This window comes from Streptomyces shenzhenensis, from assembly GCF_021462265.1.
Classification (GTDB): Bacteria; Actinomycetota; Actinomycetes; order Streptomycetales; family Streptomycetaceae; genus Streptomyces; species Streptomyces shenzhenensis.
In genome coordinates this window covers 1-12,994 of record NZ_JAJONF010000068.1, presented here as the reverse complement: position 1 = coordinate 12,994, position 12,994 = coordinate 1, and the positions used below count along the sequence as shown (strand labels likewise).

Below are 12,994 nucleotides of genomic sequence, written 5' to 3'. Positions count from 1 at the left end.
GGGTCAGCCCGTGATGCCGCGCAGGGTGCCGAACACGCCCAGCAGCCACAGCGTCAGCGGCAGCAGGGCGATCGCCAGCAGGGAGTGCAGCAGCTCCGCCGCCCGCCCCCAGTACGGCACCATGCGGCGTCCCGGTACGGTCCACACCGCCACCGTGAGCGCCGCCGCGACCGCCAGCAGCCCGGCGACCAGCAGCGTCCGCTCGGTGCCGGAGAGCCTCAGCCCCCAGCCGAACGCCAGCAGCAGCAGACCCCACGCGCCGGGCAGTACCAGCACCAGCCGCTGCGCGGTGTTCACCAGACCCCGGCCGTGCAGGAGCAGCAGCAGGGACAGCACCAGCGCGCACAGCAGCGCGGGGAGGCCCGGCCTCCGGGCCAGTGCCACCAGACAGGCCGACGCGAGGACGCCGGTCGCGCCGTAGAGCGCCGTCATCCACTCGCCGGCCAACTCGGTCCGTACGGCGACATCGTTGCCCCGGTAGGGCTCGATGCCCTCCTGCAACTGCTCGGCGTTGGTGGGCAGGGCCGGCATCCGCATCCCGGCGAACTTGAACGACAGGGCGGGCACCAGGCCGCCGAGCAGGACCGTCAGCGCGGCGACCACGCCGGCCGCGGCCGCCACGCGTACGTCGAACACCGTCATCAGCACGCCGCCGACGGCCGTCGCGAACGCCACCAGCGCCGACGCCAGGAACAGAGGCGTACGCGCCGCGGAGGCCGCGAGGGCCAGTACCGCGCCGCCCGCCCAGGCCGCCGCCGCCCCCAACAGCCGTGCCCCCAGCACCTGATGGGCCTGCGGACCACTCAGCTCACCGCCCGGCACCAGCCAGCCCGCGAGCGCGAGCGCCGGCGATGCCAGCAAGCCGAGGACCGTGCCGGTCATCGGGTCGTCGACCGCCCGGCTCGCCGACGCCGCACCGGCCAGCAACAGCAGACCCGTTCCCACGGCGGTCGCCGCGCGCAGTGACGTCGGGGCGCCGGGCAGCGCCAGCAGGACCAGTCCGGCGAGCACCGCCACCGCGATCAGGCCGCGCAGCAGTCGCCTCGCCGCCTCGGGGCTCCAGCCGTGCAGCCGGTCCCGGGTGACCGCCGCGATCCCGTCCACCAGATCGTCGAGCCGTACCTCGGGCAACGCCTCGGTGCGCGGGCGCAGATGGAGCACCTCGCCGTCGGTCAGGCCGAGCGCGGCGAGCGTCGCCTCCTCGTCGAGCGGCCGTCCGCCCAGACGCTGGAGAATCCAGCCGTCGTGTTCCAGACCGTTCTCCTCGGTCTCCTCCCCCGCGTACCGCAGCACCGTGGGCAGCAGATCGGCGACCGGCACGTCGGACGGCACGGCGAGGTCGATGGTGCGGGCCGGGGCGCGCACGGTCAGATGGCACAGTCCGGTCACGGAAGTATCGGTCATACCGGGGCTCACGTCTCCTGAACATCGAAACGGGGGCACGCGGCGCGGCGTGCTGGGTTGGGGGGAGCGAGGGGTGCCTGTGAAGCAGAGGGTGACATGGACGTACGGAGTTGACGGGGTGCACACTACTGACACTCCCCACGACTCGTGTCAACGGGAGTCCCCACGAACGGTGTTGACAGCGTCATCCGCGTGCGAGTGCCGAGTCACCTCACGGCGCACACCCCCACGTACCGCCGCGGTTCGCGAAGTCCGTTAGGAGCCCGAAGCGTTGAGCGTGGTCCTGTTCCGTCGCCCTGCCCGCCGTCGCGGACCAGACATGCCGGCAGGCGAGTTGGTCCTCCAGGAGCCGCCGACCCTCATGGAGACCGTCCCGGACACGTCCGCGGTGTGGACGTATCTGCCGATGGGAATGATGTCGGTCTCGATGATGATGATGTTCCTGCGGTCGGGGGGACAGTCCAGCGGCGTCTTCATGTACATCGCGCTCGGCGTGATGGTGATGGCCGTCTGCGCGATGATGGTCGGTCAGGTCATGCGCAAGGCCGGTGACCGCAAACAGCGGCTGCGCGGCGAGCGCCGGGACTATCTCCGGTACCTGGCGCAGAGCAGGCGCACCGTGCAGCGCGCCGTGGTCGAGCAGCAGCTGGCGCTCGCCTGGCGCCACCCCGAGCCGCGGCTGCTGCGCGGCATGGTCCGCACCACGCGGCTGTGGGAACGCCGGGTCAAGGACGACGACTTCGGCGAGGTCCGGATAGCGGTCGGCGACCAGCAGCTCGCGATGCGGCTCACCCCGGTCTCCAGCAAGCCGGTCGAGGACCTCGAACCACTGTGCGCACACGCCCTGCGCCGCTTCATCCGCGCCTACAGCACCGTCCCCGGCCAGCCCATCGCACTGTATCTGCGCTCCTGGTCACGGGTGTTGGTCCGTGGTGACCGCGCCGCGGCCCGCGGGATGCTCCGCGCCGCACTGTCCCAACTCGCCCTGTTCCACCCGCCGGAGGAGCTGTGGATCGCCATCTGCACCGCCGACGAGCTGCGCGCGGAGTGGGAGTGGGTGAAGTGGCTGCCGCACAACCAGCACCCTCAGGAAACGGACGGCGCCGGCCCACTGCGTATGGTGGCCTCGGCCTTCACCGATCTGGAGGACCAGCTCGGCAGCGAGTTCTCCGAGCGGCCCGCGTTCGACCCCGACGCGGTGCCCGGCCGTGACGAGCCGCTGGTGGTGGTCGTGGTGGACGGCGCGGGCATCCCGGCCGGCCACCGTTTCGACGGCCCCGGCTTCCGCAACGCGATCGTCCTCGACCTGTCCGACACCCTCACCTGGCGGCCCGGCCGCACCACACTGCGCCTCGACGTGACCCCGGAGACCGTCGCGCTGGTGCGCACCGACCGCAGCCGCAAGGAGCAGACCACGGTCCTGGGCCGCCCCGACCGGGTGGGTCCGGTGGCCGCCGAGTCGCTGGCCCGGCTGATCGCGCCGTACCGGATGAGTCTGTCCTCCGACGCGGTCGAACCACTGTCCAACGACACCGAGTTGACCACCCTGCTCGGCATCGCCGACCTGCACCGGCTGGACCCCGACACACTGTGGCGGCGGCACAGCGGCTCCGCCCGGCTGCGTGTCCCGGTCGCGGTCGGCGCGGACGGACGGCCCGTGGAACTGGACATCAAGGAGTCCGCGCAGGGCGGCATGGGCCCGCACGGGATGCTGATCGGCGCCACCGGTTCCGGCAAGTCCGAGCTGCTGCGCACCCTGGTCCTCGGTCTCGCGCTCACCAACTCCTCGGAGACCCTCAACTTCGTCCTGGTCGACTTCAAGGGCGGCGCGACCTTCCTCGGTCTTGACGAACTCCCGCACACCTCCGCCGTCATCACCAACCTCGCCGACGAGGCCGCCCTGGTGGAGCGCATGCAGGACGCGCTGCACGGCGAACTCATACGCCGCCAGGAGCTGTTGCGGTCCGCCGGCAACTACACCTCGGCGCTGGAGTACGAGAGGGCGCGGGCCGGCGGCGCCGATCTCGCCCCGCTGCCCAGTCTGTTCGTCGTCGTCGACGAGTTCAGCGAACTCCTCGCCTCGCACCGGGAGTTCATGGAGCTGTTCGTGATGATCGGCCGCCTCGGCCGGTCCCTCGGCGTGCATCTGTTGCTGGCCTCGCAGCGCCTGGACGAGGGCCGTATGCACCAGCTGGAGTCGCATCTGTCGTACCGGATCGGTCTGCGCACGTTCTCCGCGATGGAGTCCCGGGGTGTCCTCGGTGTCCCCGACGCGTACGAACTGCCCTCCCAACCCGGCAGCGGTTATCTGAAGAGCGGCGTCGAGGCCCTCACCCGGTTCCGCGCCGCCTATGTGTCCGGCCCCTACCGCAGGCGCGGCGGTGCCGTCGCGCAGGCCCGGGTCGCCACCCAGGTGGTGCCCTGGTCGACCGGGTACATCGTGCCGCGCGCTCCGGCGCCGGCCGCGATCGTGCCGGAGCCCGAGGCGGAGGAGAGCACCGAGAGCCTGCTGTCCGTGGCGCTGGACCGGCTGCGCGACTCCGGGCCGCCCGCGCACCGGGTGTGGCTGCCGCCACTGGACACCGCGTCCCCGCTGGACGTCCTGCTCGGCGGTCTCGACGAGGACCCGGACCGCGGTCTGACCGCGTCCCGCTGGACGGGCACCGGACGGCTGCGGGTACCGGTCGGTCTGGTCGACAAGCCGTTCGACCAGCGCCGTGACCCGCTGGTGGTGGACCTCGCCGGGGCCGGTGGCCATGTCGCCGTCGCGGGTGGTTCGCAGAGCGGCAAGTCGACGGTGCTGCGCAGCCTCATCATGGCGCTCGCCCTCACCCACACCCCGCGCGAAGTGCAGTTCTACTGCCTGGACTTCGGCGGCGGCACGCTCTCCCAGCTCACCGGTCTGCCGCATGTCGGCGGGGTCGCGGCCCGCCTCGACACCGAGCGGATCAGCCGTACGGTCGCCGAGGTCACCGCCGTCCTCACCCAGCGCGAACAGTTCTTCCTGGACAACGGCATCGACTCGATGGCGACCTACCGGCGCCGTCGGGCCGCCGGGGAGTTCCCCGACGAACCGCACGGCGACATCTTCCTGGTGATCGACGGCTGGTCGGCGGTCCGCCAGAACTTCGACCAGTTCATCCCCACGTTCAACCAGATCGCGACCAGTGGTCTCAACTACGGCATCCACCTGATCGTCGCAACCGCCCGCTGGCTGGAACTCACCGCCCCGGTCCGCGACCAGTCCGCGACCCGGCTCGAACTGCGGCTCGGCGACCCGATGGACTCCGTGGTGGACATCCGCAAGGCGAGCGCGGTGCCCCAGATCCCGGGCCGCGGTCTCACCGTAGAGACAAAGCTGCACTTCCTGTCGGCGCTGCCCCGCGGCGACGGTTCCACCGACCACGAGACGCTCAGCGAAGGCGTCGCGGACCTGGTGGACCGGATCGCCTCGGCCTGGCACGGGCCGCGTGCCCCGCAGGTGCGGATGCTCCCGCACCGGCTGCCCGCGGTCGAACTGCCCGAGCCGGAGCGCGGCGACGGTCTCAGCCTCAAGCTGGCGCTCGGCCAGGACGAGGAGACCCTCGGCACCGTCTGGCACGACTTCTCGCGCAACCCGCACCTGGTGGCCGTGGGAGACACGGAGAGCGGCAAGACCAACCTGCTGCGACTGGTCGCGGACGCGGTCGTCGCCCGCTACTCCCCCGCCGAGGCCCGCATCCTGGTCGTGGACTACCGGCGCGGCCTGGTCGACGCCGTGCCCGAGGAGTACCGCCTGGGTCACGCGGTGGCCCTGGAGACCCTCAAGCAACTCGTCGGCGGCTCCGCGAAGGCGCTGCGCACCCGGGTGCCGGGCCAGGAGATCACCCCGGCGCGGATGCGGCAGGCCGACTGGTGGTCGGGCCCCCGGCTGTTCGTCCTCGTCGACGACTACGACATGGTCGGCGGCGGCACGGTCATGGACCACCCCTTCGCGCCGCTCTTCGAACACCTCGCGCTGGGGCACGAGTTGGGCCTGCACGTGGTCGTCGCCCGCTCCGCGACCGGTGCGGGCCGCGGCCTGAACGACCAACTCCTGCGCCGCCTCGACGAGGTCAACACCCCCGGCGTCCTGATGTCCTGCTCCCCCTCGGAGGGCTACGTCTTCGGCAACGTCAAGCCGCGCGTCCTCCCTCCGGGCCGGGCCCTTCACATCGTCCGCCGCAAGCCGTCCCTCGTCCAGACGGCGCTGGCGGCGGGGGCGGAGGAGTGACGAACAGGCCGAGGTGAGCCGATCGGGGGCGGGCCCGCACGGGCTCCGCCCCCGATCTCACGACTCTCCGTAGCGCCCCGGGACGCCCGGCCGTCCAGGGCGCCCCGGGCACTCGGCCCTCAGCGGCTCCCCAGCCGTCAGCCGTCCGTTCCACCCGCGCCGCGAAGCAGCGTCGGGGAATCTCACCAACGGACCGGTTCAAGGGCCTCGTCCGGAGCTGCCCGTCCGCGCGCCCCGCTGCCGGTGGTGTCACCACCCCGCGTTCAGTCCCCCGTGGGCCCCCCGCCCCCCGCCGTGACCGCCGTAGCCGTGTCAGGCGTGCCGGCCGGGGATTCCGAGCCTTCCGGCGCCGCCGCGTCGTCCGGCTTGGACGGGCGCCAGCCCAGACGGCGGCCCCGGGGCAGGACCAGGCCGAGCCACACCACCGTGATGATCACGGCGAGGCCCGCTGAAGCGGGCCACAGGGCGCGACGGAGGGGTCCGGCCGCCTTGTCGGCCGGCAGGTGCACCGGGGCGGCGGGGGCGGCGACGGCCGGTGCCGAGGCGCCGGCGAGGACCGAGGTGACCGCCGCGTACGGGTCGAGGCGCGGTACGTCGGCCGGGTACGCGGAGGTGCGCAGCAGGCTCGCGGTCTGCGCCGCCGTCAGTTCCGGGTGGACGGAGCGCACCAGCGCCGCCGCCCCCGCCACGAACCCGGCGGCCAGGGACGCCCCGGAGCCGATGTAGTGGCCGTTCTTCGCGGGGCCGATGCCGACCACGCCGTCGCCGGGCGCGGCGATGGCGGCGCTGTCGGTGGTGTACGCGCCGGTCGGCCGCTTGCCCTCGACGTCCACGTCAAGGACCGAGAGCACACCGTCGTCGGCGGCCGGGTAGTAGTCGCGGGCGGGCGGGCTGTCCGTCGCCGAGGTCACCGTCGCCGGGGTGTCCGGTACGGCGGCCGCGATCACCAGGATGTCCTTCTTCGCGGCCAGCGACACCGCCGACCGCAGCCCGGCGGTGTCGCCGCTGAGCGCCGCCGACACCGTCACCACCTTCGCCCCGCCGTCCACGGCGGCCCGGATACCGTCCGCGACCCGCTCGGCGGTGACCGCCCCTCGCGCGTCGCTGCCGCGCACCGCGAGGATGCGCGCCTGCTGCGCCACACCCGCGAACCGCACACCGTCTTCTACGGCCGCGCCGACCAGCCCGGCCACGAAGGTGCCGTGTCCCACGCAGTCCGTCCCGGCGTCACCGACCGCCGTCACCCGCCCCTTCAGCGCGGGCGCGGAGTCCGAGACCCCGGTGTCGACCACGCCGACGGTCACTCCGGCACCCGAGGTGAACTCCCAGGTCCGGCTGAGCTGGAGGGAGACCTGCTCCCAGGGCACGTCGGCGGCCCGCTGGCCGGAGCCCGCCGTACAGGCCGTGCCGGCGTCCAACCGCGAGGGCAGCACGGGCAGTCGGACCGTGCCGCCGGCCGCCGCCGCGGACCCGGCGCCGAGCGCGCTCGCGGAAGCCGTCAGCAGCAGTGCCAGAGCGGCCGCGGAGACCTGGCCGCGGGTCGTCGTCATGCCCGGGCCGCCCCGCCGTAGGTGGAGGAGGCGCTCGCCGGGTCGGCGAGGTCCTCCGGGAGCAGCAGCCGCAGGTCGTCGAGGCTGGGCACGGCCAGCCGGCTGAGCCGGCCCGCCTGCCGGGTCATCATCCGCTCCAGGATCTGGCGGGCGGTCCGCGCGTTGCCGAAGGACCGGTCGCGGGGCAGTGAGTCGAAGTGCTGACGCAGCACCGGCCCGAGTCCGGCCGCGCACTCGTAGCCGAGCTGTACGGCATGTTCGCGGACGATGGTGACGAGTTCGTCGGAGGAGTAGTCGGCGAACTCGACACGGCGCGAGAACCGGGAGGACAGGCCCGGGTTGGAGGCCAGGAAGGTCTCCATCTCCTGGGTGTAGCCCGCGACGATGACGACCACCTTGTCGCGGTGGTCCTCCATCAGCTTCAGCAGGGTGTCCACCGCCTCCCGGCCGAAGTCGGAGCCGGACGCCTCGCGCGGGGTGAGGGTGTAGGCCTCGTCGACGAACAGGACGCCGCCCATGGCGCGTTCGAAGGCCTCCCGGGTCAACTGCGCGGTGTGGCCCACGTATCTGCCGACGAGGTCGGCGCGGGACACCTCGACCAACTGGCCGCGCGGCAACACGCCGAGGGAGGCGAGGAGTTCGCCGTAGAGGCGGGCCACTGTGGTCTTGCCGGTGCCGGGCGGGCCGGTGAAGACGAGGTGGTGGCTGAGGCGGGGCACCGGGAGTCCGGCGGCCTCGCGCTGCTTGGCCGTCGACACCAGGTTGACGAGGTCGGTGACGTCCCGCTTCACCGCGTGGAGTCCGACCAGCGCGGCCAGCCTGCTCAGCGCGTCGTCACCGGGGTCGGTGGCGTTCGGGCCGTCGGCGGCGGTGCGGGCCGCCTCCTCGCTGATGTCCTGCGGCAGCAGCAGGGAGAGATCCTGCTCGGTGACATCGGTGAGCGCGGCCAGCCGTACGGCCTGCCGGTCCACCATCTCCTCGAACACCTGCCGGGCGGCGCGGCCGTTGCCGAACCCGGCGTCCTTCGGTATGCGTTCGAAGTGCACCGCGAGCGCGTGGCGTGTCTCGTCGGCGAGCGCGTACTGGTGGCGTACGCACATGCTCTCCATGATCTCGACCAGCTCCGGCACGGAGTAGTTCTCGAACTCGACGGTCCGCGAGAAACGCGACGCCAGGCCGGGGTTGGAGCCGAGGAAGCTGCGCATCTCGTCGGAGTAGCCCGCCGCGACGACAACCACGTCCTCGCGGTGGTCCTCCATCAGCTTCAGCAGGGTGTCGACGGCCTCGCGCCCGAAGTCGGCGCCGGAACCACGGGAGTCGGAGGTGAGGGTGTACGCCTCGTCAACGAACAGGACACCGCCCAGGGCCCGTTCGAAGGCCTCGGTGGTCTTGATGGCGGTACCGCCGATGACCTGGGCGACCAGGTCTGCGCGGGAGACCTCGACGAGGTGCCCGGAGCGCAGGGCGCCCAGTTCGGCGAGGATCGTGCCGTAGAGGCGGGCCACGGTGGTCTTGCCGGTGCCGGGCGGGCCGGCGAAGACCAGGTGGCGGCTCATCGGCGGTGCGGACATGCCGAGTTGGGCGCGGCGCCGGGCCAGCTGTGTGAGGTTGACGAGGGTGCGGACCTGTTCCTTCACGTTGTCGAGGCCGATCAGACCCTCCAGCGCGGCCATCGGTCCGTCCGGGCGTCCGGGTCCCTCCGACTCCGGTACGGTGCCCGCCGGGTCGGTGCCCTCGGCCTCGCCGAAGCCCCAGGCGTCGCGGGACTCGTTGCCGGTGCTGGTGAGGTTCTCCACCGCCAGTCGGCCGCCAGCCTTGGCCTGCACGAGGCCGCCGCCCCTGTTGTCGCGGACCGTGCAGCCCACCACGGACACCGGCGCCTCGGACTCGACCCGGATGCCGTCGCGGCCGTTGCCCGCGGCCTCGCAGCCGTTCAGGGAGGCGCGGCCGCCGTCGCGGACCAGGAAGCCGTGCTCGGACGCGGCCGCGGTCCGCACCCGGTTGGCCGTCAACTCGCCGCCGGAGTCCACGAGTACACCGCAGCCGCCGGCCGAGACCAGCTCGCCGTCGCGGATCGCCGCCGTGCCCTCGCCGCCGATCTCCAGACCGGCACCGCCGGGGTTGTTGACGCGGAATCCCGCGAGGTAGACGTTGCCGCCGGCCGCGACCTCCGCGCCCGCACCGCCCGGCGTCTCCACCGTGCAGTCCTCCACCCGGCCGCGCCCGCCGGCGCGCACCGACACACCGGAGCCGCCCGCCCCGGTGATCCGGGCCCGGCGCACCAGCGGGTTGGCATTGCCCCGGATCACCACACCGGTGCCCTTGACGTCGACGATCTCCACGCGCTCCAGCTCGGCCGCCGAGTCCTCGTCGAGGAGCACGCCGTCCGACTCCCCGTCCCGGACGGTCAGCGAGGTCAGCGTGGGCGAGGAGGCTCCGGCCACCCGCAGCGCCGCCATCTGGGCGCCGGTCAGCCAGCAGTCCTCGTAGGTGCCGCGCGAGCGGTCCGTCACCAGCAGGCCGTTGCCCGTGGTGCGGGCGGTGCGGCAGCGGATCAGCACCGGGTCGCTGCCGTGCGAGACGAGGATGCCGGGGCCGCTGGAGCCGGTGACCCGCACCTCCTCCAGTTCGCAGCGGGCGGCGCTGGTCACGTGCGCGCCGATCGAGGTGTCGCGGATCACCGTGCGCAGCACCCGTATCGCGCTGCGCTCCTCAAGTGCCAGCGAGGGCTTGTCCGTCGAGGCGAGGTCACAGTCCTCCACGGAGCCCTGCGCGTCGCCGTTGGCGAGCACGCCGTTGCCGCGCGCGTCGCGCACGGTGCAGCCGCGCAGGGTGGCCCGGCCGCGCTCGCCGATCACCACACCGCTGGTGCCGAAGTGTTCGAGAGTGCAGGACTCCAGCGAGCTCTCGGTCGGCGAGGTGACCACGACACCGGCGCCGGTGCGGTTGGAGATCCGGCACTCACGCAGCGCCAGGGAACCGGAGTTGCGGGCCAGGACCGTCGTCCACGAGGCAGCGGACAGGTCGCAGCCCTGCATCGCGACCTGCCCGTGCGAGGCGTCCACGGCGGGCTGTTCCTCGTCCTGCCCCTGCACCACCAGGTCGGTCAGCATCACCGCGTCCACGCGCAGCGAGATCACGATGCCCTTGCGCGGCGCCAACCGCACGCTGCCGCGCGCCTGCTCGGCGACGATGGTCACCCGTCTGGTGACGACGAGGTTCTCCTCGTACGTCCCCGGGCGCACGCTCAACACCGCGCCGCCACGCGCCCTGGCCAGGGCATCTCCGATCGTCCGGGCATCCCCGGTGCCCTCCGGACAGACCGTCAGTACCTGGCGCACTCAGCTGACCTCCTCGTGTCGGCACCCGTCGGCTGCAGCCACCCCCATCATGCCGTACGGCGAATTATGTGCCGTCGCACAACAGCCTTACCAGCTCTGCAGATTGCACGTGTCGATTGTTAACTGGTGGGAAAGGAAACGTCGTTGACACACGCGCGTATATGAGTGTGACAAGGATTGTCCACTCACACGCACGACGGACTGCTGGGCGATGGGGGCGGACAGGGCGGATGACAGACCGAACCGGACCGACCGCGAGGAAGACAGCGGCAGAGACCTCTGCGGCGGCCACTCCGGCGGAGGCGGCGATGCCTGGGGCAGCGTCGGCCGAGGACAGCGGCGCGCCGGGCGAGGCGGCCAAGGCCCGGACGAGCGCGCCCGGTTTCCCCGGAAGCCCGTCCGTCGCGGCGAAGCCGAGCCGGCCGACGGCCCCGGCGGCGGAGGCCACGGCCGAGAAGACGACGCCGGAGCCCGCAGCGGGCGGGACGCCCGAGTCCCGCCCGGGGACAGCCGGTTCATCCGGTTCTCCCGGCGCCCTCTCGGCCGCGTCCGTCGCGGAGGAGCCCTCCGAGGCAGCCGTCACGGCGGAGTCGAGCCCGTCCACGACGTCGGCGGCACAGGCCGAGGCCGAGACGCCAACCAGTGGCCCTACGGCGGAGGAGCCCACCGGCGCGGAGTCCGCTGCCGCCCGGGCCGAGGGCCCCGCCGCCGCGCTGGCCGTGAGTGTGCCCGAGGGGGACGGCCCCACCACGGGTGACACCGCGGCCGCGGCCGTCGGTCGTCCCGGCCGCCCGTTGCTGGCCGGTGCGGCGGTGCTCGGCGCGCTGCTGATCGCCGTACCGGGGCTGCTGATGAGCCGGGACCGGACGCCGGAGAACCACGACCGGGTCGTGGCAGACCAGGCAGGCACCGTCCTCGGCGGCGGCGCGACCCAGGACGCCGGGGCCTACGCGTCGTCCAGCCCCTCCGCTCCCGCCCGGTCCGCCACACCCCAGGCACTTCCCCACCGCACCGCTGCGGCCAAGACGTCCGCGGCGCAGCCGGTGAGCGAGCCGACGACGGTGAGGACGAAGAAGCCGGCCGCGCCGCCGAAGCCGAAGAAGACCAAGTCGACGGCCAAGTCCGGGACGAGTTCGACCACCACGTCCAAGCCGACCCTGCCGTCCGACATCCTTGTCACGGCCACCCGGGTGCTGAACGCCGGCCAGTCCCTCAACGCGAAGAAGGCCCGGCTGCGCATGCAGTCCGACGGCAACTTCGTGCTGTACGACGAGAACAACAAGGCCCGTTGGGCGACCATGACCTTCGGCTCGAACTACCACGCGGTGTTCCAGGCGGACGGCAACCTCGTCGTCTACACCTCCGGCAACCGTCCCGTCTGGGCCAGCAACACGGCCGGCCACAACGGCGCCACGCTCCGGCTCCAGGGCGACGGCAACATGGTGATCTACTTCGGGTCGACGGCGATCTGGGCCACCAACACCGTGCACTGACCAGCCCGGACTCCGTCCGGGCCGGCGCCTGCTCGGGCTCGTCCCCGCGCACGATGCGGACCAGCGCGTCGATCATCAGGAGCTCACGATCCCGGAAGGCATCGGCCGGGCGCCAGTCGCTCACCATCCAGGTGCCAGCACCCTCATCGGCGATGGGGCGTTCGAGGTGCCCGTGCTGCCGCGTAGAGCCGAAAGTCAGCAGGGCACAGCCCGCCGGCGTGGCAGGTCACAGGGGCGCCCGGTCTCTTCCGCGACATCTGATCACAACAGCTTCGCCCGCATCCCCTTCCGATGATCTGCATCCTGACGCCCAACCACCGCACGGACACCAGCTTTGCCGTGAGCGCCTCACCCACGCCCCCTGCTCGCTTCGCGGACGACGACCAGATCGCGCAGTCAATAGGCAACGCTCGTCCAGCCAGTAACTCGTCGCGATTGCCGCAAGCCGCCAGCTGAACAGCAGATCCCGTACTCCGTGTCTCCCGTCGTGGCCTCCGCTGGGGAGAATCTGGGGAGTATGAGCGCCGCTGGGGAGCGCGTGGGGAGAATCAGCTGCGTAACACGGCATGCCCCTGAAAGACGCAGAAAGAGTCATCCGCGTAGGTCAGAGGCGACTGGTGCCGCATCGTCGCAGGTCATCGTCACCAGGAAGACAACTTCAAGAAGATCTCCTCGTGGGCGGCGATTCTGTTTGCTCCGGCGCTGGTCGGCACGATCTACGGCATGAACTTCCGGGAGATGCCGGAGTTGCACTGGGCACTCGGACACCCCTTCGCGACCGGCCTCATGGGGATTGTTTGCGCCAGTTTGTACGTGATTTTCAAGCGACGGGACTGGCTCCAGGGTTGCTCGCCGACCCAGGCGAAGCTTCCGCGGCGATCCTCGCCGCGCTGGTCGGCTACCCCGCTCTGCCCCCGCGCCGCCCACGACGCCCCGGCGCTCAGTCCCGCCGTC

The 12,994-nt window shown here is 72.3% G+C and carries 5 protein-coding genes and 1 pseudogene; 3 read left to right on the top strand and 3 right to left on the bottom strand.

Features of this window, described 5'->3' with window-relative positions:
• Positions 1 to 3: 3 nt before the first annotated feature.
• Complete coding sequence (gene eccD / locus LQ326_RS43645) at positions 4 to 1,404, bottom strand: type VII secretion integral membrane protein EccD (protein WP_234544643.1); 1,401 nt, start codon at positions 1,402 to 1,404, stop codon at positions 4 to 6.
• Between the two features lie 319 nt (positions 1,405 to 1,723).
• On the opposite strand from eccD, the gene eccCa reads away from it, so the two are divergent.
• Complete coding sequence (gene eccCa / locus LQ326_RS43640) at positions 1,724 to 5,656, top strand: type VII secretion protein EccCa (protein ID WP_234544642.1); 3,933 nt, start codon at positions 1,724 to 1,726, stop codon at positions 5,654 to 5,656.
• A gap of 263 nt (positions 5,657 to 5,919) precedes the next feature.
• Here eccCa and LQ326_RS43635 read toward each other — a convergent pair whose 3' ends face one another.
• Positions 5,920 to 7,206, bottom strand: a complete 1,287-nt coding sequence (locus LQ326_RS43635) for a S8 family serine peptidase (RefSeq protein WP_234544641.1) — start codon at positions 7,204 to 7,206, stop codon at positions 5,920 to 5,922.
• A complete protein-coding gene (locus LQ326_RS43630; protein ID WP_234544640.1) occupies positions 7,203 to 10,547 on the bottom strand; it encodes a right-handed parallel beta-helix repeat-containing protein in 3,345 nt (1,114 codons plus the stop codon). The genes LQ326_RS43635 and LQ326_RS43630 overlap by 4 nt, the downstream gene beginning before the upstream one ends.
• Before the next feature lie 308 nt (positions 10,548 to 10,855).
• On the opposite strand from LQ326_RS43630, the gene LQ326_RS43625 reads away from it, so the two are divergent.
• Both LQ326_RS43625 and LQ326_RS43620 read left to right on the top strand, forming a co-directional pair.
• Positions 10,856 to 12,040 (top strand): hypothetical protein, encoded by a 1,185-nt coding sequence (locus LQ326_RS43625; protein ID WP_234544639.1) that lies wholly within the window; start codon positions 10,856 to 10,858, stop codon positions 12,038 to 12,040.
• Positions 12,041 to 12,685: 645 nt separating this feature from the next.
• Positions 12,686 to 12,880: pseudogene (locus LQ326_RS43620) on the top strand (CorA family divalent cation transporter); the annotation flags it as partial.
• Positions 12,881 to 12,994: the final 114 nt, after the last annotated feature.

What these genes read in the sequence shown, in the direction of transcription:
- LQ326_RS43635 (WP_234544641.1), bottom strand. Translation starts at nt 7,206, where the DNA reads ATGACGACGACCCGCGGCCAGGTCTCCGCGGCCGCTCTGGCACTGCTG.
- LQ326_RS43625 (WP_234544639.1), top strand. Translation starts at nt 10,856, where the DNA reads ATGCCTGGGGCAGCGTCGGCCGAGGACAGCGGCGCGCCGGGCGAGGCG.
- eccD (WP_234544643.1), bottom strand. Translation starts at nt 1,404, where the DNA reads ATGACCGATACTTCCGTGACCGGACTGTGCCATCTGACCGTGCGCGCC.
- eccCa (WP_234544642.1), top strand. Translation starts at nt 1,724, where the DNA reads ATGCCGGCAGGCGAGTTGGTCCTCCAGGAGCCGCCGACCCTCATGGAG.